This is a genomic window from Ureibacillus massiliensis 4400831 = CIP 108448 = CCUG 49529, assembly GCF_000772965.1.
In the GTDB taxonomy this organism is placed as follows: domain Bacteria; phylum Bacillota; class Bacilli; order Bacillales_A; family Planococcaceae; genus Ureibacillus; species Ureibacillus massiliensis.
Window position 1 is genome coordinate 1 of the sequence record NZ_JPVQ01000043.1, and the last position, 23,822, is coordinate 23,822.

At 34.9% G+C, this 23,822-nt stretch carries 24 protein-coding genes; 9 read left to right on the forward strand and 15 right to left on the reverse strand.

The annotated features are described in order from the left end of the window. Positions 1-56: 56 nt before the first annotated feature. From CD30_RS15945 to CD30_RS15985, 9 genes are all read right to left on the reverse strand, one after another. Positions 57-1,082, reverse strand: a complete 1,026-nt coding sequence (locus CD30_RS15945) for an AI-2E family transporter (RefSeq protein WP_036179014.1) — start codon at positions 1,080-1,082, stop codon at positions 57-59. Positions 1,083-1,824: 742 nt separating this feature from the next. Next, positions 1,825-3,030: a dicarboxylate/amino acid:cation symporter gene (locus tag CD30_RS15950; protein ID WP_036179017.1), complete on the reverse strand. Its 1,206-nt coding sequence runs from the start codon at positions 3,028-3,030 to the stop codon at positions 1,825-1,827. 411 nt (positions 3,031-3,441) lie between these two features. Then, positions 3,442-3,756, reverse strand: a complete 315-nt coding sequence (locus CD30_RS15955; protein WP_052126263.1) for a GRAM domain-containing protein — start codon at positions 3,754-3,756, stop codon at positions 3,442-3,444. Positions 3,757-4,625: 869 nt separating this feature from the next. Next, on the reverse strand, positions 4,626-5,408 hold the full coding sequence (locus tag CD30_RS15960; RefSeq protein WP_084077989.1) for an ATP-binding cassette domain-containing protein: 783 nt from the start codon (positions 5,406-5,408) through the stop codon (positions 4,626-4,628). Beyond that, positions 5,405-6,373, reverse strand: a complete 969-nt coding sequence (locus tag CD30_RS15965; protein ID WP_408056805.1) for an ABC transporter ATP-binding protein — start codon at positions 6,371-6,373, stop codon at positions 5,405-5,407. The genes CD30_RS15960 and CD30_RS15965 overlap by 4 nt, the downstream gene beginning before the upstream one ends. A 9-nt stretch (positions 6,374-6,382) precedes the next feature. Next, positions 6,383-7,252, reverse strand: a complete 870-nt coding sequence (locus CD30_RS15970) for an ABC transporter permease (protein ID WP_036179029.1) — start codon at positions 7,250-7,252, stop codon at positions 6,383-6,385. Positions 7,253-7,262: 10 nt separating this feature from the next. Then, positions 7,263-8,267, reverse strand: coding sequence for an ABC transporter permease (locus CD30_RS15975; protein WP_036179031.1), 1,005 nt, complete (start codon positions 8,265-8,267; stop codon positions 7,263-7,265). 17 nt (positions 8,268-8,284) lie between these two features. Beyond that, positions 8,285-9,892: an ABC transporter substrate-binding protein gene (locus CD30_RS15980; RefSeq protein WP_052126264.1), complete on the reverse strand. Its 1,608-nt coding sequence runs from the start codon at positions 9,890-9,892 to the stop codon at positions 8,285-8,287. After that, positions 9,885-10,574: a M15 family metallopeptidase gene (locus CD30_RS15985; protein WP_052126265.1), complete on the reverse strand. Its 690-nt coding sequence runs from the start codon at positions 10,572-10,574 to the stop codon at positions 9,885-9,887. Before CD30_RS15985 ends, CD30_RS15980 begins: the two co-directional genes overlap by 8 nt. Positions 10,575-10,978: 404 nt before the next feature. Between CD30_RS15985 and CD30_RS15990 the strand changes: the two genes are divergently transcribed. The 4 genes from CD30_RS15990 to CD30_RS16005 are packed head-to-tail and all read left to right on the forward strand — an operon-like array spanning position 10,979 to position 14,636. Then, positions 10,979-11,674: a FadR/GntR family transcriptional regulator gene (locus CD30_RS15990; RefSeq protein WP_235802077.1), complete on the forward strand. Its 696-nt coding sequence runs from the start codon at positions 10,979-10,981 to the stop codon at positions 11,672-11,674. A gap of 44 nt (positions 11,675-11,718) precedes the next feature. Beyond that, on the forward strand, positions 11,719-12,435 hold the full coding sequence (locus CD30_RS15995; RefSeq protein WP_036179034.1) for a (Fe-S)-binding protein: 717 nt from the start codon (positions 11,719-11,721) through the stop codon (positions 12,433-12,435). 54 nt (positions 12,436-12,489) lie between these two features. Then, on the forward strand, positions 12,490-13,911 hold the full coding sequence (locus CD30_RS16000) for a LutB/LldF family L-lactate oxidation iron-sulfur protein (RefSeq protein ID WP_036179037.1): 1,422 nt from the start codon (positions 12,490-12,492) through the stop codon (positions 13,909-13,911). 5 nt (positions 13,912-13,916) lie between these two features. After that, positions 13,917-14,636 carry a LutC/YkgG family protein gene (locus CD30_RS16005; protein ID WP_036179040.1) on the forward strand — a complete coding sequence of 240 codons (720 nt, stop codon included), beginning with the start codon at positions 13,917-13,919 and terminating at the stop codon, positions 14,634-14,636. A 114-nt stretch (positions 14,637-14,750) separates the two neighbouring features. Here the strand turns inward: CD30_RS16005 and CD30_RS16010 are convergent, their stop codons facing one another. Next, a complete protein-coding gene (locus tag CD30_RS16010; protein ID WP_036179042.1) occupies positions 14,751-14,951 on the reverse strand; it encodes a hypothetical protein in 201 nt (66 codons plus the stop codon). Positions 14,952-15,099: 148 nt separating this feature from the next. Between CD30_RS16010 and CD30_RS16015 the strand changes: the two genes are divergently transcribed. Genes CD30_RS16015 through CD30_RS16025 form a run of 3 tightly spaced genes read left to right on the forward strand, consistent with a single transcriptional unit; the run spans position 15,100 to position 19,176 of the window. Next, positions 15,100-16,764 carry a spore germination protein gene (locus CD30_RS16015; RefSeq protein ID WP_052126266.1) on the forward strand — a complete coding sequence of 555 codons (1,665 nt, stop codon included), beginning with the start codon at positions 15,100-15,102 and terminating at the stop codon, positions 16,762-16,764. Further along, on the forward strand, positions 16,754-17,971 hold the full coding sequence (locus CD30_RS16020; RefSeq protein WP_036179045.1) for a Ger(x)C family spore germination protein: 1,218 nt from the start codon (positions 16,754-16,756) through the stop codon (positions 17,969-17,971). The genes CD30_RS16015 and CD30_RS16020 overlap by 11 nt, the downstream gene beginning before the upstream one ends. Then, a complete protein-coding gene (locus CD30_RS16025) occupies positions 17,968-19,176 on the forward strand; it encodes a GerAB/ArcD/ProY family transporter (RefSeq protein ID WP_084077993.1) in 1,209 nt (402 codons plus the stop codon). Before CD30_RS16020 ends, CD30_RS16025 begins: the two co-directional genes overlap by 4 nt. Before the next feature lie 144 nt (positions 19,177-19,320). Here CD30_RS16025 and CD30_RS16030 read toward each other — a convergent pair whose 3' ends face one another. Beyond that, complete coding sequence (locus tag CD30_RS16030; RefSeq protein ID WP_036179048.1) at positions 19,321-19,719, reverse strand: hypothetical protein; 399 nt, start codon at positions 19,717-19,719, stop codon at positions 19,321-19,323. 2 nt (positions 19,720-19,721) lie between these two features. After that, positions 19,722-19,946, reverse strand: coding sequence for a helix-turn-helix transcriptional regulator (locus tag CD30_RS16035; protein WP_036179053.1), 225 nt, complete (start codon positions 19,944-19,946; stop codon positions 19,722-19,724). A 273-nt stretch (positions 19,947-20,219) separates the two neighbouring features. On the opposite strand from CD30_RS16035, the gene CD30_RS20755 reads away from it, so the two are divergent. Then, positions 20,220-21,050 (forward strand): cytochrome c oxidase assembly protein, encoded by an 831-nt coding sequence (locus tag CD30_RS20755; RefSeq protein ID WP_408056808.1) that lies wholly within the window; start codon positions 20,220-20,222, stop codon positions 21,048-21,050. A 114-nt stretch (positions 21,051-21,164) separates the two neighbouring features. Continuing rightward, positions 21,165-21,401, forward strand: coding sequence for a cation transporter (locus CD30_RS16045; RefSeq protein ID WP_036179060.1), 237 nt, complete (start codon positions 21,165-21,167; stop codon positions 21,399-21,401). Positions 21,402-21,448: 47 nt separating this feature from the next. On the opposite strand, the gene CD30_RS16050 is transcribed toward CD30_RS16045, so the two are convergent. The 3 genes from CD30_RS16050 to CD30_RS16060 form a co-directional block, all read right to left on the reverse strand. Continuing rightward, entirely contained in the window at positions 21,449-22,867 is a 1,419-nt protein-coding gene (locus CD30_RS16050) for a DHA2 family efflux MFS transporter permease subunit (RefSeq protein WP_036179062.1), read from the reverse strand. A gap of 157 nt (positions 22,868-23,024) precedes the next feature. Further along, positions 23,025-23,417, reverse strand: coding sequence for a hypothetical protein (locus CD30_RS16055; RefSeq protein WP_036179064.1), 393 nt, complete (start codon positions 23,415-23,417; stop codon positions 23,025-23,027). After that, entirely contained in the window at positions 23,410-23,622 is a 213-nt protein-coding gene (locus CD30_RS16060) for a helix-turn-helix transcriptional regulator (protein ID WP_036179065.1), read from the reverse strand. The genes CD30_RS16055 and CD30_RS16060 overlap by 8 nt, the downstream gene beginning before the upstream one ends. Positions 23,623-23,822: the final 200 nt, after the last annotated feature.

Below are 23,822 nucleotides of genomic sequence, written 5' to 3' on the forward strand. Positions count from 1 at the left end.
TGGACATTTCTCTCGCTCCTCGGCACAGTTTTGTCCTCGAAAAGCTGTCTCTTCAACTATTTTTCACTAATTTGAAAGGGCGACTGAGTATTTGATTCACCTTTTATCACTTCAACTATAAATACAAATAAAGGAATACCTATTACTAATCCCCATGCACCAAATAATAGTTCGCTAACCATTAAAACCATAAAAGTAAAGAAAATAGGTAATTTCATCGTAATAGAGTATAGCTTAGGGTTTAAAATGTAAGACTCAATTGCATGAATGATTAAAATCATCGCAAATACATAGAACACATAATACAACCCACCAATTTGAAATGCAATAATAGTAAGTGGAACTAACGAAATAGTCACACCTATAACTGGCATCAGACCTAAGAAGAATATCATAATAGCTAACCCTAAAATATTCGGGAATCCTAAGATGAGTAAGCCAATAACAGATAATATTGTATTCACAAGTGAGATTATAATTTGGACTTTAATAGCTAATCCAAAAGTGTTTAAAAAACTGTTTCCAAATTGGACAACTTGATTAAAAATCTTTTCTGTTTCACTAGTTTTAAAAGATCTAGAGAAAGCTTTAATTTTATCTATTTCTAAAATAAAGAAGAAGCTTAACAGCAACGCAATGAATGCCTCTAATAAAAATGTACTTACATGAGCTGTTGCGTGTAATATATTGGCACCAATATCCTCTAATATTCCTTCCATATCAAGGTTTTGTATAAATCCATAAATTTGATCTGGAATCATATAACTATATGGTTCTAAACTAAAAGATGCGCTTTGATTGATTATTGCTGTTAACTGATGAATTGCTGCTGGAAGATAAAGATAAATTATAAGCCCAACGACTGCGACAATCACGCTGTACATAAACAACGCTAAGATTTTTGGTCGCTTTAATTTTGGCGGTAAAATATGTAATACTTTCACAAATATCGTATATGCTAAATATGTAAAAATAAAAGTTAACAATAAAAAATTTAATGCATTTTTAAAAAAGAACAGAAGACCAATAATAACCAAGATGATCATCCATTTTAAGTTTACCCTATCTCTTAACCAACCCAATTCTCTATCCCCTTACTCATACTCGGATTAAAAACAACCCAATTCAAGTTAAATAATATACTTGTATTATGTTTGAAAACTAACTAAAATGCTACAAAAGTTTATGTAAAATTTAATAAAATCGTAGCACGAAAAGACAAATTCAGACAATATTAAAAATTCAAATTGGATTTCATAAAAAAGACAGGGAGTTATCCCTGCCATTTTACTAATACTAAATGCTAGTTGACTACTATGAGCTCAATTCTCACTTGCTAATTCTTATGACGTGCAGTTGAAGATCCTTTTTTTCTTCTTTGCTCATCTGGGAATTTTGGTTTTTCTTTAATTTTCTTTTTTGAAGCATGTGAGTCTTTAACCATGATGTCCCCTCCATTTAGTATAAGTATAGGTATTCTGGCTACTCTAAAACCGAATGCTTATACTTAATGCCAAAACTCATTTTAATTGTTGACATTAAGTAAAAGAACAAAATAGCCAGTATTATTTTAACCGCTATTTTTATAATCATTCTTTAAGATACTTATTTCAGCAATTTACAATTATTGAGCTACCCCACTTGATACTCGTACAAGCTATTTGAAGTGGGTGTCTTCTATCAAAAATGATAAAAAGCTAATGAGGAGCCCATTTGGTAGGGTTCAAATTTCAATAGTTTTTCATCTTATGGTTGAATGCAAAAAAGCTATTGAAAATTTGGTTTCCCAAATGCTCAACAGCTTGTTGTTTCTAATTTATATGATTAATCATCTTTCTGATTTTTCTCTACTATAGCATTTACCACAACTGCAGCCGAAGCATCTCCAGTAACATTTAAAGATGTACGTATCATATCTAAGATTCGGTCAATACCTGCAACAAGTGCAACTGCTTCAAGTGGTAAACCAACTGCAGTAGTTACCATTGTAAGCATGACTAATCCAGCACCAGGGACACCTGCCGTACCAATTGAGGCAAGAGTTGCTGTTAATACAATGATCAATTGCTGCATAATAGAGAGTTCAACTCCCATAAATTGAGCGACAAATAATACGCACACCCCTTGATACAAGGCTGTTCCATCCATATTTATCGTAGCACCCAAAGGAAGAACAAAGCTACTCACTCTCTTTGAAACACCTAAGTTTTCTTCAGTATTTTTAATTGTAATTGGTAAGGTCCCCGCACTACTAGACGTACTAAAAGATACTAAGCTTGCTGGTGCAATCCCTTTGAAAAATTTAAGCGGGCTCATTTTTGCAAAAGACTTAACTGAAAATGAATAGACAAGTAATGCATGAATGATGCACCCCACATAGACGATTAATATTAGTTTTATCAATGGGAGAAGTACAGAAACTCCATACTGTCCAACTGTTGGTGCGATAAGTCCGAATACACCAATAGGAGCAACCTTCATCACTATACCCGTAATTTTATACATAATTTCAGCTAGTTGATCAAAGAAATTATAAACCGTTTTTGTTTTCTCTCCAAGCATTGCAATAGTAATACCAAGGAATAGTGCAAAGAAGATAATTTGAAGCATATTTCCTTCTACCAATGAAGCAAAGGGATTTGTTGGGATGATATTTAATAATGTATCAACCACTCCTGGAGTAGCTGTTGGCTCAGCTTGTTCAACTGATGATAAAGACAGATTTAAACCCGATCCAGGTTTGAAGATGTTTGCAAGAATAAGTCCGATTGTTACAGCTATTGCAGTCGTTATAAGATAATATACAAAAGTTATGCCACCCATTTTTCCAATTCGCTTAATATCACCTGTTCCAGCAATACCTACAACTAAAGAAGCAAGAACTAATGGTACCATTATAAATTTGATTAGTCGTAAAAATAAATCCCCTAGTGGTTTAACGACTTCAATACTCGGTCCAACAATAGCCCCTAAAATAATAGCAAGAATAAATGCTATTAAAATTTGCGTAAGCAGACCTATTTTTTTCATATCGATCCCCCTATAGTATGAAATAACTTTTACTTATTTCTCTCGACAACATGGAAACGTTTTCATTTATTAATTCTTAAAGATTTAGGAATATCAAGTTATATAGACATACTCCATTTTATTGGTAATGATTCACTCCTTTCTTCGTACGAAATCATACGCCTGTTTTTCAAAATATTTTTTGACCTGGATTAAATTAAGTTAATAAATATTCCCATTCCAAACAATAATTATTGTTGTATCCTATGCTTTATATTACTTTGATTATGTATAATTAAAGATATTGTTTTTATAGAGATTTTCCTTGAATATGAACAGCTCGTTTATAGGTTAGAGCCAATGTAACACTTGTGCATAAGTTGTTAAATAAGGGAGCAAACAAAGAGAACCTTTATCACTCCCTCGATTAGATTATTTAAGATGACCTGTTATTAAATCCACCAGCTTATCTCTCTTATAAACAACAAATTTAAAGACTTTTCCATCTTTTGTTTTAACAATCATCCGATTTGGAATGATTTTCAATGTACTTGCCTTGTCAACTGAATCAATATCACTCATCAATATTTCAGTTGTTCCACCTTGAATATTTAATTTATGAGCTTTGAATATTAATCTTTTATCTGTAATCGTTAATTGTCCTCCGACTGCTTCCATTCCTTTAAATAAATTGGCCGGTGTTTTCTCAACTAAAAAATTCTCATTTTCTTGAAGGTTCACTGTCATATTCTCATTCTCCTTTAATGAATCTAGTAGTTTCACATTCTTTCCTATTCTTTTTACAATAAGCTAATTCCATATTACGGAATGCATATAAAAATTATCCTATAAATTTTTATGGATAGGTATAGGGATTATTATTTAAAAACTCTTGTATTTGGAGTGTAGATGGCACTAAGAGACCTGTTTTCTTATATGACTCTCCGCTTATATTAAGGAAACCATTGTCAGTACATTAATTTTGAAGTCAATTTACAAAGTTGGGATCAATAAATAATAAATGAAGAAAAAAAGTGATGTAGTCCCATCTCAGGGGCTAATCACTCTTCGTTAACTTTATTGTAGAGGAATAGAAAAGAACGGATTGTTGAATCGTTAGGCATAGATGGGGCTATTCGCGTTTCACCATTACACTGTCATGATGCAAACGACATAGATGAATTCCTAAAGATAACGTCTCAATTAGTTCAAGACATCCCAAGTATATTAGTTAAAGCATAGCGCCTAACATCATACAGATAATTACAATTCAAAAAAGGGGCTGTCCCAAAAGAAAATTATTTTTGAATCGCTTAGAAAAATGATATTTTTTCGCTACTAATTATATTTAAATGTAGTTGATTGGAGTGGAAGGCGGCGACTCCTGCGGGAGCAAAGAGCAGTGGTGAGACCCCACAGAGCGAAGCTGAGGAGGCTCACCGCTCGCCCGCGGAAAACGTCCGCCTGGAACGGAAATTAACTATCATTTATCAAAAAAGTATAATTCTGAAATAGTGGTGAATTGTAATTTTCCGCTTATTGGCCAGCTCCTTTTTTCTACTATAATTCATTTAAAGTTAGCAATGATATATCTAACAATCCAGATATCGAATTTTTTATATTTCGACCATCTTTTTTTCCTGTACCGTTAATACCGAAGATAATAGTTTTTGTGTATAGGCATGTTTAGGTGTTTCGAAAATATCTTTTGTGTTACCCACTTCAACTATTTCCCCTTTATACATTACTGCTACTCTTTCACACATATAACGAATAACAGACATATTGTGAGAAATAAACATGTAAGTTAGTTTTCTTTCTTTCTGCAATTCTTTTAATAGATTTAATACTTGGGCTTGAACAGATACGTCGAGTGCTGAGGTTGGCTCATCCAATACGATAAATGAGGGATCGGTTATTAGAGCCCGCGCAATGGCGATACGCTGTCTTTGACCTCCACTAAATTCATGAGGGAGACGATCTAAATGCTCTTCTTTCAATCCAACACGTTTAATCAGTTGAATTAATTTGTCCGCTTGTCCTTTTATTTTCCTTTCCGATCTAGGTAAGGCTAATAACGGTTCTAAAATGATATCCTTCACCCTCATTCTTGGATCAAGGGAGCTTTGTGGATCTTGGAAAACAGTTTGAATTTCACCTGGTCTTACCCGAAAATATTTGTTTTTGTTCCATAATGACTTCCCTTGATAGGTAATCGTACCGCTTGTTGGAGCTTCGAGACCAATGATCATTTTTCCTAGCGTACTTTTACCAGAACCAGACTCACCAACTATGCCCAATATTTCTCCCTCCTGAATCGTTAAATCCATGGATTGGACAGCCTTCATACTTTGACTAGCAGAGGTATATACTTTTTCAACCTGAGTAATTTCAATCATACAGTCACCTTCTCTAACCAACATGAGACCTGATGTCCTACTCCGCTTTCCTTAAGCTCTGGATGCTCTACTCTACAAATATCCATCACTTGTTTGCATCTATCTGAAAAGGCACATCCAGTGGGGCGGTTCAATAAATTCGGTGGCTCACCTTCAATTGCTTGGAGCGGTTCATCCGGTTCAACGGAATCAGGTAAAGCTTGGAGAAGGGATTTTGTATAAGGGTGGCGAGGTTGTTGTAATACCTCCTGTGTATTTCCACTCTCAACTACTTCTCCGGCATACATGACAATAATTTTCTCACATATATTGGCAACAACGCCTAAATCGTGAGTAATGAATAATACTGAGGTTCCCCTCTTATCATTTAACTCTTTTATTAAATTAATAATTTCATATTGAATCGTCACATCTAAGGCTGTTGTTGGTTCATCTGCAATTAACAAATTGGGTGGCGCTGCCATTGCAAGGGCAATGACAACTCGCTGACGCATACCACCGCTTAATTCAAATGGATATTTATTGGCAACAAGCTCTGGGTTATCGATATGAACTTCCTTCAAAGCTTGAATTACCGCTTCTTTTGCTTCCTGTTTAGATAACTTACGATGCTTCTTTATTACATTGTACAATTGTTTTCCGATTTTCATCGTCGGTTGAAGGGCTGTCATCGGTTCTTGAAAGACCATCCCAATTTCTTTCCCTCTTAATGCCTGTAATTCTTGTTTCTCTAACTGTAATAGATTCAATCCATTGTATAAAATTTCACCTTGAGCAATCATAGCATTCTCTTCAAGCAATCCTAAAATAGATAAAGCTGTGATGGATTTACCTGAGCCAGATTCACCGACAATTCCTACGATTTCTCCTTGGCTAACTTTAAGATTCATATTTTTCAAGGCTTCAGTTGTGCCACGCATTCCTTTAAAATGTACATGCAAATTTTTGATTTCAAGTAACAACACATCCGCCTCCTAACGTGCTGATTTTGGATCCAATACATCCCGGATTCCATCACCAATTAGATTTAGCGCTCCTGCTGCTAAAAATAAAAATACACCAGGAAATACTGGGTACCACCAATAAGTTAAAAGGTATGTCCAACCAATACTAATCATAGCTCCCCATTCTGGAGTTGGTGGTTGTGCCCCTAACCCTAAGAAACCAAGCGTTGCAATGAGTAATATCGTATCTCCCACATCTAAAGTCGCCTGAATAATAACAGGCGCAATAGCATTAGGTATAATATGTTTGATTAGTATAATCCCCTTACCTATCCCAAAGGTTTCAGCAGCCTTTACGAAGAGCTTCTCTTTCAACCCAAGTGCTTCTGCACGAGCTAATCGTATATAAACCGGGACTTTCACGATGGCAATAGCAATCATAGCATTTTGCAAATTAGGTCCTAACACAGCTGCAAGAGCCATAGCTAAAATTAAGCTTGGAAAGGCTAAAACCATATCGACAAATCGCATAATAATGGTATCGACAACCCCTCCAATATAGCCAGAAATTGAACCAATGACAATTCCTATTAAAGACGCTATTGCAATAACTAATAGGCCAACTCCAAGTGACAATCTCGCTCCATAAAAGATTCTTGTAAAAATATCTCTTCCTACCTCATCGGTTCCAAACCAGTGATCTGCCGAAGGAGGCATAAATTTGTTAACGAGGTCAATCTTATCTGGGTTATAGGGTGAAATAAAGGGCACTAGAAATGAAAATAATACAATCACTCCTAGAATAATAATGCCTACCCAGGTCATTTTATTTTGTTTTAATTTATACCAGAAAGGGTTATTCTTTATAGTTTGTGACTTTGGAAGTATAGTTTGCTCCATGAAATCCCCCTCATCGCTTTAATTGTGGATTTAATAAACCATAAATAATATCCACAATTAGGTTAATTAAGACATAGCCAATACTAATAACGATAGTAAAGCCCATCATCGCTGGAAAATCTAAATATTCAATTGAATCCACTACAAATTTCCCCATACCAGGCCAACCAAAAATTGTCTCAGTAACAACAGCTCCACCTAGTAATGAACCAAATGCGACTCCTATCACTGTAACTGTTGGAATTAATGCATTTCTCAGTGCATATGAGATGATAAGTAGACGACCTTTTATACCGTTTGCTATCGCCGTTCGTATATACTCTTGATTCATTACTTCCAGCATACTTGCACGTACTTGTCTTGTAATTATGGCTAACTGTGCATAAGACAGTACTAGGGCAGGCAGAAGAATATGCTGCAAGCTACTTTTCAAAGCGACCATGTCGAAAGTTAAAAGGCTATCTATAATATAAAATCCCGTAATATGTGTAGGTGGATTTAGATCAAAAGAAATCCTGCCATTCGATGGTAACCATCCTAAAATGCCGTAAAAAACTAAAATGGCAATTAATCCACTAAAGAACACTGGAATGGACACTCCGCCTATGGAAAAAATTCGACTTAAATGATCCCAAAACGTATTTTTCTTTAATGCGGCAAGCACTCCAAGTGGAATACCTATTAAAATAGCAATAATAAATGCAACTATTGCTAATTCAAGAGTTGCTGGGAAAAATGTCATGAGATCTTCGACTACAGGTCGTTGCGTTCGAATTGAAGTACCTAAATCCCCACTCAATAAATCACTCATATAATAGAAATATTGGATCCAGACTGGCTGGTCCAGACCCAATTGCGCTCGAATAGATTGTAACGTTTCCTCACTTGCTCTTTGCCCTGCCATCATACTTGCAGGGTCACCTGGAATGACATGTGACATAAAGAATGTCACCAATGTCACCCCAAAAATGACGAAGATTAGAAGGCCAAGCCTTTTAGCAATCATTTTCAGCATGGTTCGTCACTCCAGTTTTATTTAGACATATCTTGTAAATTGTACATACTTTCTAACATTGGGTTATATACAAATCCTTTAACCTCTTTACTCATTGGTAAAATGAAGTCTTTTTGATAAAGAAGAATATACGGCGCGTCTTCCAAGACAATATCTTGTACTTGTTTATATATTGCCTGACGTGCTTCTTGGTCGTTATTTGTTGCAGCTTCTCTTAATAGTTGGTCAACCTCACTATTTGTATAGAACGAGCGGTTTCCTGCTAATCCATGATTACTTGAATCAAACCAGTAATTCATAAACATATATGGATCACCGAAGTCAGGGCTCCAAACACCTAAAGCTAGATCAAATTCACCACTTTCCATCATTTCACGAGAAGTAGCATAAGCAACTTTATTTAGGTTTACTGTTACACCTATATCTGCTAAGTTAGATTGGATGGCTAAAGCTTCTGTCTCCCACCATGTTTTATTATCTGAATAAAGTAAAGATATCGTTAAATCTTCTACTCCCGCTTCAGCTAATAATTGTTTCGCTTGTTCTACATCATAGTTATATTGTTTTACCGATTTATCATGCCCCCAAATACCATCTGGAATCGGACCATGCATTTGTGTAGCATATCCTAATTGAACAGCACTCACTAAACTGTCGTAATCAATTGCATAATTTAAAGCTTGTCTAACACGTGCATCTTGTAATGCTGGATTGCCATTTTTGTTATTTATATAAACATAGTCAACTGCTAAACTCGGCTCCTGAAGAATTGCGACATTTTCTACGTCTTTTAAAGTATCGATTTGGTCAACTGGAATCCCTTCTGCAATGTCAATTTCCCCTTTTTCTAATTGCAAGCGTTGAACAGATGGATCACTGACAACTCTAAACAATACAGTCGTAATAGATGGCTTTACTTTTGAATGTTCGTTTAATTCTAATTTCAGTGAATCTCCTTTTTTCCATTCTGTTAACTTGTAGGGACCACTACCCATCGTATTTGACGCCAAGTAGTTTTGCCCCAAGTCTCCGTCAACTTCGTGTTCTAATACTTTTGGATTCACAATATTCCCGTAGTTAGCTGCTAGTGTTGATAAAAATGGTGGGAATGTCTCCGATAAAACAAAAGTCACCGTTAATGGATCTTCTACTTTTATTTCAGAAATCATACTGAAAACACCCGCTGGCCCATTATCAACAGCTAATGTTCGTTCAAAGCTTGCCTTGACAGCCTCTGCATCCACTGGTGATCCATCAGAGAACAGATGGCCATCTTCCAAAAAGAACGTCCATGTTTTACCATCTTCACTTACTTTCCATTCTTTAGCCAATCCTGGTTTAATATTAGTTGTTGCCCCATCATAGTCTACTAATCTTTCATAAGTGTTATAAATAATTTTCCAGGTTGTATTGTCCATAGATACTGCTGGATCAAGTGATGTAACATCAGCTGGCATCGCTACCACAAGTTGATCAGGTTTGGAGCTAGTTGTGGATTCGTTTGAATTGGTTTCAGGGTTTGATGTCGTATCTGAAGATGAAGGAGCATTTGCATTCTCCTGACATGCAGCTAGAAAAATTACTGAGATAATAATAAGAAAACAATAGCTTAATTTTTTAATCATGGCTTTCTCTCCCTTTAGTATTCAGTTCAATTCCATAATAAATCGGTTCAAGAGCTGTCTCTTTTGCCCACCGTGAATTACCGTAATCAAAATGCCACCATTCGTCTGGATTTATACAAAAACCGGCATTTTCCATTGTATACCTTAGTAATCTTCTGTTATCACGAATTTCAAGCTCCTCTTTAGTTAAATGTGCCTGTCCTTCAAAATATAGCGAGCTTGCTTTTTCTGTAAATTCATCAAAAGCTGTCCCCATATTAAGCCACTCATGCTTAGAAGCTATCGTTAAATCGACTGCTCCCCCTGTGTAGTGGGGGGAAGATGAAAGATAATCCTTTGAAGGTCTTGCAACAAACTTTGAAACATGTTCAAGTAACTCACTTTCCGAATCAAACATTGATTGAAATTGTTGTTTAGCCATGTCAAATAGTGCATTTTGAGTTTCGAAGGATCGCCAACCATCTAATATGACTAGGTCGTAATTCTCCGGAATACTATTAACAACCGTAAGTAGCTTCTTCATTACGCCCTCTCTAACAAAGCAATCGTTTACTGAACCAGGCATATTTTGCTTATAATAATATGGATATACGTGTATTCGTTCTGATACTCCCGTTAAAGACACTAAGGGCTCTTGATTTTGTATAGCAGCATTTGGATCTTTTAAATTTTTAGAATTCAACATCACACCCCCTTTTTAAAATCATATTTCTCTATTAATAGAAATTCAAGTCAATTTTCTAAAATATCAGAAAACAAATGCTCTATTGGCAAATCACATACTTTACTTAATACAATTGCTCAGTAGACTTCAACATTGTTATGGATTCTGTATTTATCATTAGAAACATTATTACCAATTTTTTATATCACCCCTTATTTTCTAGCATGTTCTTTTAACTAATATTCATATATTTAGTTAAGGGACTTCACAAGCATCCAATAATTCAAATTCATAATTTGCCTTTTCATAATACGTGATTGAATTTTTCAAAAAATATGAATATAATAAAATTTAATTTAACTGGTAGTACCAGTTGTACCAGTTAACCTTTTTACTAAGGGCTTTAATTTGGAGGATGAGGTGTGGAACAAGAAACAGTTTTATATATGTCTATTGCTGCAGAACTAGAAAGGCAAATTATAGAGGGAATTTATAAAGAGGGAGATAAACTTCCATCAGAGCGAGAGTTAACAGTTGAATATAAAGTAAGTAGAAATGTAATCAGACAAGCAATTACAAAGCTTCGGGAAAAGGGTCTACTTACTGTCAAACCTGGAAAAGGTGCATACATAACGGAGCTCAAAGACTCTATTGTGGGTGACTCATTAATAAAGATTATGAATAAATATAATTACAAGCCAGAGGAGCTTTTAGAAGTACGTGAAGAATTGGAATTAATCATCATACGTAAATCGATAGAAAAAGCAGAAAAGGCAAATATTGAACAACTTAAACAGATTAATAGAAAAATAGAAAATAATACAACATCATTTAAAGAATTTTTGGATGATGACTATAAATTTCATATGGTACTTGCTGAGTCTACACAAAATCCAATTTTCCCTATCTTAATTCGATCATTTTTGAATACAACCGATTACTTTTCCTTTTCTGTTTCTATGTTTATTAAAGATTTTACAGATGTACTCAATGTCGTTACTGAACATCATCGAAAATTAATCGAAGCGATAGAAAATAAAAATGAAAAGGTTGCCGTTTCGATTATGAGAGAGCATATGAATCTTACGAGAGAGAAGATTGCGATTTTTTATAGATAAATTATAATTCCCTAACATTTTTTTACTGAGAAAGGAGTGTTTTTATGAAAGTAAGTCTATTTGCTACTTGTCTAGTAGATATGTTTCAAAGCAACGTAGGAATAGCAACAGTAGAATTATTAGAACATTTAGGATGTGAGGTAGATTTTCCTGATTCGCAAGTTTGCTGTGGCCAGCCTTCTTTTAACAGCGGCTATGTGAAGGATTCCAAGAAAACGATGAAAAGAATGATTGAAACCTTTGAGCATTCTAATTATGTCGTTTCCCCTTCTGGTTCATGTGCCAATATGTTTAAGGAATATCCAAAAATATTTAAAGACGATCCAATTTGGGAGCTTAAAGCAAAAAGTCTAGCGGATAAAACCTATGAATTAACTCAATTTATTGTCAACGTATTGAAAGTTGAGGATGTAAATGCGAGATTTGAAGGAAAAGCAACCTATCATTGTTCATGCCATATGACAAGAATGTTAGGCGTTACAGAGGCACCTATGAAACTATTAAGTAACGTTAAAGGTCTTGAATTCGTTGAGCTTCCTGGAAAAGAAAATTGTTGTGGGTTTGGTGGAACATTTTCGGTCAAAATGGCGCAAATTTCAGAACAAATGGTAGACGAAAAAGTCCAGAAAATAGAAGAAACCGATGCAGATTTATTAATTGGTGCAGATGCAGGCTGTCTAATGAATATCGGAGGTAGAATTGAAAGGAAAGGAAAACCGATAAAAGTCCTCCATATTGCCGAAGTTTTAAATCATCGTTAAGTCCATTGAAAGTAGCCAAGGGATTCTTCAAACAGTTTAAGGGGGAAGAAACAAATGCCAATGAAAATAGGCACAAAAAACTTTAATGATAGATTAGATGAAGGAATTAAAAATTCTTTTATGAGATCTGCTGTTTCGCTAGGCCAAGATTCTTTGGGATCTAGGAGGCTAAGTGCCGCTAAAGAGCTTGGTAATTGGGAAGAATGGCGGTCTTTAGGAGAAGAAATCAGACAGCATGTACTCGAAAACTTAGATTATTATTTATACCAATTAAGTGAAAATGTTTCGAATAAGGGCGGTCATGTCTTTTTTGCACAAACTGCCACTGAAGCAAATGAGTACATCCTTGATGTGATGAAAAAGAGAAACGCAAAAAAAATCGTTAAGTCAAAATCAATGGTTACTGAAGAAATTGACTTGAATAAAAATTTAGAAAGTGAAGGATATGAAGTGATTGAAACTGATTTAGGAGAGTATATTCTTCAATTGGACGATCATGATGCCCCTTCACATATTGTGGGACCTGCAATGCATAAAACGAAAGAGCAAGTTCGAGAAGTATTTGCAGAAAAGTTAGATTACCAAAATTCAAATAACCCTGATGAATTAGCATTGCATGCCCGGGAAACATTACGACAACATTTTTTATCAGCAGATGTAGGTATAACAGGATGTAATTTTGCTGTCGCTGATACTGGCTCCATATGTTTAGTAACAAACGAAGGTAATGCCGACTTAACTACCGCTTTACCTAAAACCCAAATTACTGTTATGGGGATGGAAAGACTTGTACCTTCCTTCGAAGAACTAGATGTCTTAGTCAGCTTATTAACAAGAAGTGCAGTTGGTCAAAAACTATCAAGCTATATCACGGTTTTAACTGGACCGAAACAAGAAGTTGAGGTGGATGGACCAGAAGAATTCCATTTAGTCATTTTAGACAATGGAAGATCAGATATTTTAGGCGGAGAGTTTCAGTCTATACTCCAATGCATTCGTTGTGCAGCTTGTGTAAATGTCTGCCCTGTTTATCGACAAATCGGAGGCCATGCATATGGTTCCATATATTCAGGTCCAATTGGTGCAGTATTGTCACCTCTTTTAGGTGGCTACGATGATTACAAGGAACTTCCCTATGCTTCCACATTATGTGGTGCCTGCACGGAAGCTTGCCCTGTAAAAATTCCATTACATGACCTGCTACACAAACATAGACAAGTGATTGTTGAAAATGAAGGAAAAGCACCTATTTCAGAAAAGCTATTGATGAAAGCATTCGGATTAGGTACATCATCCCCTTCACTATATAAATTAGGATCCAAGCTTGCTCCAACTGTAATGAAACCTTTTACAAAGGGAGATCACATTTCAAAAGGACCAGGACCATTAAAAGAATGGACAGAAGTTCGTGAATTTCCAGCACCGAAGAAAGAAAGATTTCGTGATTGGTTTCAAGAGCATTCTAGAAAGGAATGAAATCGATGAAAGGATTAATTTTAAATAGAGATAGCTTCTTAGAAAAGATTTCAGGTCGCTTATCAAAAACTGATTGGACAAAAGAAATTGAAAAACCAAAATGGAAGTATAATCCACAAGAAAAGACGTTACAAGATAAAAGCGCTGATGATTTGTTAGAAATTTTAAAAGAACAATGTAAAAACATTCTTACTGATTTAATCGTTACTAATAAAGCAGAACTATCATATTCAATAAGAACAATTGTTTCAAATTATGGCGGAGGTCCTATCGTCACATGGAAAGATGACCGTTTCAAAACATATGGTCTTTCCCAGCTTTTTAATGAAATTTTCCCAATGGAAAATATAAAGGTTCATGAATGGGATCATACATTAATAGATGAAAATATAAAGTTTGCCGAACAAGCTAATGTCGGCATTATGATTAGTGATATTACACTAGCGGAATCTGGAACTGCCGTACTTTTATACAATAAAGATCGAGGAAGAACCATTAGCTTTCTACCAACTACATCAATTATTATCATCCCAAAAAGTTCATTAGTGCCAAGAATGACTCAAGCTGCGAAATTTATAATAGAAAAAATCCAAAACGATCAATCTGTTCCTACATGTATTAACTTTATAACAGGCCCAAGCAACTCAGCAGATATTGAAGGAAAGCTTGTCGTCGGTGTACACGGTCCAGTAAAGGTAACTTATGTTGTTGTTGATGATAGTTGATTTACAATTTCAAAGGAGTCGTCTAAAAGAAAAAATTACAATTCAGGTTTCAAATGAATTGTAATTTTTTCCTTTCTATAATGCCTCTTTTTAGAAAATTTCTTTTAAAAACCCTTAATTAGTAGCACTATTTTTATCTTCTTTACTTTTATTACTTTGCTTTTTTTTCGTAAACGGAAGCGTTTTACCATTAATGACTATCCAAATAATAATTGGAGATAAAATGTTAAAAGAAAGAATAAAGATCACGATGCACCAAATAAACCACGGCGCATTCAATATATTTACATAAATCCACGAATGATATAGATCCATTAAAAAGCCCCCTCACAAAAAATCTATTTATATTTTTTACCTATTTCTTCATATCCAAAACTCCTTTAAAAGATTAACTTCTGAATAATCGTATTATTTTTTGGTAATAAGTGAACTATGTAGCTTTATACAAAAAGGGGGCTTTATAATGTCTTCCTTGGAGGCAGATTTAAAGAAAACATTTTTTAGTGACATAGATGAAAATAAAAAAATAATAGAAAATATTTTTGCAAAAGATATAGACTTCGTTAAACGTGATTTTTCTTTTCATGAAGATAAAAATATACCTGCTGTCTGCTTTTACACAGATGGACTTGTAAATACGCAAGTAGTTGAGGAAACGATTAAAGCTTTAACTATTTACAAAGGAAATTTAAACTCTTCTCAAGGGCAGCAAAACTCCAATCAAGGAAATCAAAGTGATAGTCAGGGAGTTCAAAGTACCAATCAATCTAATCAATATTCACAAGTACTGTTGGTTGATTTTATTAAAAAAAATGTTATGACTCATGCTTCCGTTGAGGTTATTGATAAATTTGAAAAAGCGGTTAATGGAATTTTAGCTGGGGATACAGTTTTTCTTTTTGATGGATGCAATCAAGGAATGCTTATTCCTTCTAGAGGGTGGGACACTCGTTCTGTTGATGAACCACAAACAGAACAAGTAATTAGAGGTCCTCGTGATGGCTTTACAGAGAATATTCGAACCAATACCGCGCTTGTTCGAAGAAGAATTCGGGATCCACTACTTTGCGTAGAAGGGATGCAGATAGGGAAAAAAAGTAAAACAGATATTAATATCGTTTACTTAGAGGGTACCGTTAAAGAAGGACTTGTTGAAGAAGTTAAAGAACGTCTAAAAAAGATCAAAATAGATGCTGTACTCGAAAGTGGCTATATAGAAGAACTAATTAAAGATAGTCCTTGGTCTCCTTTTACTACAATGCAAAATACGGAGAGACCAGATAAAGTAGCTGCAGGAATTTTAGAAGGAAGAGTCGCCATCTTTGTTGATAATACTCCCTTTGTACTAATTGTCCCTTCATACTTCTGGGAATTTTTCCAGGCAAGTGATGATTATTATTCAGGATTTTTGGCTGGCTCTTTCTTCCGTGCGATTCGCTTCATCGCCTTTATCATTAGTCTTGTTGTACCATCCATTTATGTGATGCTTATTAGCTTTCATCAGGAAATGATTCCGACTGAATTAGCCCTGACGATCGCCTCAGGCAGAGAAGTAATCCCTTTCCCTGTTTTACTTGAAGCTTTACTTATGGAAATTGTATTTGAGTTAATGCGGGAAGCCGGTCTTCGTATGCCAAAGCCTGTTGGACAAGCAGTTAGTATTGTAGGTTCTCTTGTTATTGGACAAGCAGCGGTTCAAGCAGGGATTGTTTCACCTTTTTTGGTTATTCTCGTTGCTTTAACTGGAATTGCATCTTTTGCTATTCCTAATTATTCTGCTTCTTTTTCTATTCGTTTGATTCGCTTTCCATTATTAATTGCTTCGGGAACTTTAGGCTTAATGGGCTTTTCAGCTGTATTTACAATTCTCGCAGTTCACGCTCTTTCTATTCGTTCATTCGGTGAGCCTTACCTTGCACCAGCTACACCTTTTCAGCCCACTGACCAAAAGGATATTGTTTTTAGATTTCCATGGTGGAAGATGGATAAACAACCAAAGCTTGCTGAAGGCAGTGAAAAGCGTGAACAGGAAGATTTAATGCCAAAACCGCCAGAAAAAACACCTGAATCTGAGCAATCTGAAAAGAGTAAAACCCGTTCAAGAAGGAGATCTAATGATGAATCGTAATCAAAAGTTCTTTCTTATAATTTCTTCCCTAATTATTTTATTGGTAGGCTGTACAGGTAAAAATGAAATAAATGATTTAGGTCTTGTTATGGCTGTTGGTCTTGATAAAGGTGAGGAAGATGGAACGATTCAAATTACAGCGCAAATTGTTCGACCTGCTGACGCAAGGGGGCAAACGGGCGCCCCTTCTGGCCAAACTGGAGAGCCAATCTGGTCTACAACTGCAACGGGAGATTCAATCTTTTCTGCAATTCGCAATCTTGGAAGACATTCTTCCCGACGAATCTATTGGGCACATAACTATATCATCGTCATTAATGAGGAATTGGCAAAGGAAGGAATTGCGGACATTATTGACTTTTTCACAAGAAATCATCAGCTTAGAATGCGAACTTTGGTTGCAGTTACACCGAATCCAGCGAGTGAGCTTGTTTCAACCGTCACAGGAATAGAAGTTGTACCTGGACAGGCCATTGATGATATATTTTTATACAATACTATTACATCGGCTGCTCCAAAGACTGAGATGATTGATTTACAAAAAGCATACTTAAGTGAAAGTACTCAACCCGTACTGGCAAGGTTATCCCTGAATGAACATGGTATCTCAAATAAAGAACCATCAGATAAGCCAACTATCAAACAAATTGAGCTGGATGGAGCTGGTGTCTTTAAAGATGACAAATTGATAGGTACGATAAGTGCAGATGATACGATGGGATTAATGTTCTTCATCGAAAACGTAAAATCCAGTGCAGTCGTCACCAATTGTACCGATAATCCGAATGAATCAATTACGGTGGAGATTAAAGATGAAAAATTTGAGGTTACTCCAACGTACGACAACAATCAGGTTGGCTTTGATATCCAATTTAACACGAACGTTCAATTAGTAGAGGCAGGATGTCCATTCACTTTAGAAGATAAGCAACAGATAGAAAAACTAGAGGAACAGCTTGAAGAAACTATAAAAGGGAAAATTGAAAAGGTCTTACAGCTTGCACAGAAAGAATATAAAGTAGATATTTTAGAGCTTGGAAATACCTTTAATAATCGATATCCAGCTGAATGGAAAGAAATCTCTCAAAATTGGGATTCGGTATTTGCTGAGGCCAAGGTAAATACAACGGTTGATGTACAAATTACTAGTTCTGCTTTATTATATCGACCTACTCAATCCGGAAAGAAAAATGAGGGTAATCAATGAAGGTTCAAATTACAAATGGGATGCTCATGGCAATCATTATTAATACAGTATACGCTAAAGCCATCGGATTAACTCAAGGTACCATGGCAAGAGAAGTTGGAAGTGATATATGGATTTCCACAATCATTGCCACGTTGTTTAGTATTCTAATTGTTTTCATGATTGTAGTAATAATCCGTCGATTTCCAACAGGAGATCTTATGGATCAAAGTAAAATACTATTAGGAACATGGTTTAGCAAAATTATTAGCCTAATATTGTTTATCTTCTTCCTTGGCTCCTATGGGGCAATTATGATTACTTATGTCTATCACTTAATGGACTACTTTTTACCTGAAGCACCTGTGTATATATTTATTATCATTGCGTTCATTGTAGGGTGCTACGGCTCTTTCTTTGGAATTGAAGTAATTGGAAGAATGGCATTAATCGGGGTATTTTCAGTGTTGGCCTTAAATATCCTGCTGATGATAGGTTCCCTTTCAATGTTTGATATCCGAGAATTGCTTCCTACCTTTCAAAGCGGGGTAACAAATACAGTCTGGGCAAGTAGACATCATGTAACTGATTGGGCAATGGCATCCATGACATTGGCTGTAATTATGCCTTATGTTAAAAATCCTAAAGAATGGAGTAGATCTAACATAGCTGCAATCCTTTTTAGTGGCGCATTTATTGTCATGTGGCCGATTCTTGAAGTCGGTGTTTTAAGTCCGGAAGTTACCGCGCAATATATTGTTTCTTCTATGCAAATGGCCAGAAGCGCAGAAATTGGACAATTCATCCATCGTTACGAAATGATTATGGTCGCTTTTTTTGCGATCTCTTTTCTTACACAAATAATGATGTGTTTTCTATGTGCATCAACTGCTGCTTCAAAGTTATTCGGCCTTAAAGATTACCGTCATATGATAATTCCAACAGCGCTTGTTTTAAGCGGCTATGGATTTTGGGTTGTCTTCGATCATCAAAGAGCGATGGATATTTTAGAGACAACATGGGTAGAGCTTTCTTTACCAATTGCAATCGGATTACCTATTTTAATATTAGTCCTAGGGATTTTTATGAAGAAGAAATTGAAAAAGGCAAACGACAAAGCAAACCAAGAAGCAGATAAAAAACAAGAGGGTAATCAAAATCAAGAAACGAATAAAAATAAACAGTCTAATACTAATCAAAAGCCAGATGAAGCAAATGGGAATTAAGTTATGTACCAGAAAAAACTTTACCTATAAGAAGATAAGGATTACTCGTTAGTGAATATAGCGGTAATCCTTATTCTTATAAGCTTATATTCTTACTCCACACAGTTCTTCCCTGTGAATTTTTCTCTATTCACTTTATCGTTCTTATGTTAAATAAAACTGTACCATTTGCGAAATAACAAAAACTAAAATACTTGTAACAATAGCAAATACCATATAAATAACAGGGTCAATTTCTACATATCCTAAAAGGAATGCAATGATGCCTGCTGTTAAAAATAGCAGAATATATATAAACCCAATAGAACAGGAAACCAGTCTAATTTTCGTGGTGCGTTGATCTTCAACAATTTCCTCTGAAGCCCATCCGTCCTTTTGACTTTTTATTATTCTATTGATTGTCATATAAGCATATAGAAATGCAATTAATCCCCATATCCACCAAACCGTCGCGCCATTTATATAAGAAGAAATTGATACAAAACCAAGAGCCGTGCACATAAAAACATTGAGTAATAATAATGACCAATTAGGTAACCTCATGTTCAATCCTCCATTTCATCTTCTTCAAAATAAAATAGGTTTTCTACAGACTCACTTAAAGCCTTGGAAATTAACAACGCAACTCCAATTGTTGGTTCATATCTTTCCTTTTCGATGGCAATAATTGTTTGCCGAGTAACTTCAGCTTGTTTTGCTAATTCATCCTGAGTAATATCGAGTGCTCTCCTTCTGGAACGCACATTATTTCTTACACCTCGTTTTTTCAAACAAATTCCACCTTTATGTAATTAAACCATTACATTTTGTATTCTAATGTTTACATAATGTAATGTCAACTTTACTTTTTAAAAATTTCTTTCTTATTTCTATAATTCTCACAGCAGTAAACAGGTATAAGAAATAGAACTTAATACGTTAAAAATCTGTTGAAATTCCGAACTTGAGGGGAATAAAATTTTATTATAAATCGCTGTTTTAAACATATAATGTACAGTAAACAAAAGTAGAAGATTACAATGTTATTACAACATGAGGGGCGAATGATCTTGTTTTATGAAGTACTCCTATTAGGAGAACTGGTGTGGAATATTCCGTTGTTTGTTTTTCTTTTAGGAATTGCCATTTTATATTTCTTTCTACTTAGACTATTTTCAGATTTAAAACTTTATAATAAACAACCCCTACTCTTTTATCTGTCCTTGTGTTTACTCTACCTTCTAATTGGTACTCCATTCACAACTATCAGCCACTTTTCATTTACTCTCCATATGTTACAGATGAGCATTCTTTTCTTTATTGTTACACCTTTAATTTTAATAGGTATTCCTGAGCCTATGTTAGAAAAGATATTACAGGTTCGTATTGTTAAAAAAGTGAGCAAACTGATTTTAACACCGAAGCTTGCACTATACATTTTTTCCATCTTATTCTTGCTATATCATTTACCTATAGTCTCAAGCCTTTTTATTCATTCCTACATACAAATAACATTTTTACTATTCTTGTTCATGCTTTCATTTAGTATATGGTGGCCAATTGTTTCTCCAGATTCAAAACAAAGAATCAATAACGAGCAAAGAAAACGATATGTATTTCTAAATGGTCTTGTTTTAATGCCTGCTTGCATCGTTTTTATTTTGTCTGCATTGACTGTTGAAATACAAAATCCATTTCTTCACCAGATATCGGCCCAACTTTGCTTACCTCTCGACACAAATTCAATTAACTTACTTCCATTTCCTTTCAATACGAAATATGACCAATTTTTAGCCGCTATTATAATGTTAGGATTGCACAAATTTAGCCTACATCTGTTCTCTCGACATGGGAAGACCGAGAAAGAAAAACTACTCGTGGAAATAGAAGGATAACAGTAAAGGATTTCTCACATACTTCACAAAAATCTTGTCATAATTTTTTGTTGGTACAAGTAAGATTTATTAGCGCCAAGTAAAAACGCTCATAAGAAATAAGGTGGTGAAAAAATGAATGAAACTGTTTACTTAGATGTAAAAGGATTACATTGTCCAGACTGCCCTCAAAAAGTTGAAAAATCAGTATTAAAGTTAGACGGAGTAAGTGAAGTTAAAGTGAACTACGAAACAGAAAGTGGATTTGTTACTTTCAACAAAGAATTAACTAGCTTAAATGAAATCATTAACCGCATTAATACGATGGGATTTGAAGCAAATACTTCAGAACCAACGGCTGTAAAGGAGTAGATTAAAACAAAAACGTTTCCCTTAGATGCAGGAAACGTTTTTTTCTTTTAACTGACTTCTATCTTATTTATTTGTACTTCTTTCACTCGTTTCTGATCTTTGATGAAACAAGAGATTATTAATCCAATTAAAGACAATACCGCAACAACGATGAATGCCACATTAGCACCATATATATCTGCATTTAAAACGCCTCTACTTGCTGCCGATTCTTCTGACGTCGTCATAACTGTGACAAGAATAGCAGTACCAACTGATGCTGCAATTTGTCTCATTGTATTATCCATCGCCGCTCCATGTGGAATTAATCGATTTGGCAATTGATTCAATGCTGCAGTTGCAATTGGCATCATAACCATCGATAACCCAAACATTCTGACGCTATACATAATCGTCATGTAAACAAAAGATGTATTAGTATCTAATTGAATAAATGCAAATGATGAAATAGTGATGATTGCCAGACCAACCATTACAAGTTTTTTCGCACCAAATTTATCAAATATTCTACCTGCAATAGGAGACATAAATCCTGTGATTAACGCCCCTGGTAACAATACAAGACCTGCTTCAAGAGCAGTAAATTCACGCATGTTTTGCATATATAGCGGAATTAGTGTCTCTACTCCAATTAACCCCATGAATGTAATCATTCCTACAGCAACTGCTAATGGGAAAATGGAATACGTAAATACACGGAACTCTAACATTGGGTGTTTTAGCTTTAATTGTCTTAAAATAAATGCAATAAGTGCTACTGCTCCAACAAGAAGTGAAAGAATCGTCATACTTGCTAACCATCCGTTGTTTCCAGCTGAAGTAAACCCATAAAGTAGTCCACCAAATCCAAAAGAAGATAAAATGATTGAAAGAATATCTAATTTTGGTTTCTGTAATTCCGTTACATTTTTTAATACAAATGAAGCTACAATAATATCGATAATAGCGATTGGTAAAATAATAAAGAATAAAACTCGCCAAGAATAATGCTCTGTAACATATCCTGATAAAGCTGGCCCAATTGCAGGAGCAAAGGAAATTACTAAACCAATTAACCCCATTGCCGCCCCGCGTTTATTAACAGGGAATATCATTAAAAATACAGTTTGCATCAGTGGCAGCATCACTCCTGCACCAGCAGACTGTATCATTCGCCCGACTAACAATACTTCAAAATTAGGTGCAATTCCTGCTACAAGAGTACCAACAGTAAAAATACTCATCGCAGTAATAAATAACTGCCTAGTGGAGAATCGTTCTAACAAAAATGCACTGATAGGAATCATAATCCCATTCACTAACATAAATACTGTTGTCAACCATTGAGCACTATTTGCTGTAATACCCATTTCTTTCATAATCGGAGGGATGGCTGTAATCATTAATGTTTGGTTCAAGATGGCAATAAACGATCCAGCGAGTAACAGAATTACAATCGTTCTCCTGTTAAAATCTAAATTTTTCATAACATTCCCTCTCTTTAATTTTTCGTCACTTTTAAAGAATACATGATTTAAAAATATTATTCTATTACTATGTTTCCAGTTAATGAAAAAAGTGTAACTAATAATAATTAGAATTTAGATTTAAATAGCGAGCATAGCAAACAGACTGGATTCATTTTTATTTGTATTTCTTAGAATAAATAAATTCCGTAATGGGAACTGTCACAAAAGTAAGACCAACCACCATCACTAGTGGGTAATTATCGATTTCATTAAAATTCCCAGTTCCTTCTGAAATAAACAATAATAAACCAGATAAAATCATAAGTACATAATAACTAATTTTTGCACTTTGAGCTTGAATATGTTTATCTAATTCATCCTTCTTGCCACCGCCGTTGTGATCTCCCCAATTAAGCCAATTAAAAAAATAGCTTAAAATAAGAAAACTAAAGAAAATAGAAGCTGCATCTATAGTTCCATATCTAATCCATTTGTATAAGGAAAATCCTGCAATTAACAGAAAAACAATAAAGATTAAAGTAGCTATAATTCTTTTGGATTTATCCATTCCCATTTCCCCCATTCCCTGAGATAAATAACTCTTCCATAGTAACTCTTAAAATTTTTGCAATATCAAATGCTAACTGCAAACTTGGGTCATATTTATTATTCTCAATAGCGTTTATTGTCTGCCTACTTACATTACATAGTTCCGCTAACTTCCCCTGGGAAAGACCATCTTTTTCTCTGTACTCCTTAATTCTATTTTCCATTCACTACGCCACCTTTTAGATTTCATGAAGTGTCAAAGGTTTTTTACATATTGATTATAAAATATGATATATAGGATGTCAAAGATGTTTTACACCCTTTGGGTCAAAGTTTATTTTTTTAGTATAGTTGGTTCCTTACGCCTCTTTTTATATGGTTCTATGTCAAATGTTGGGGTGAAGTGATATTACACGGCACCCCG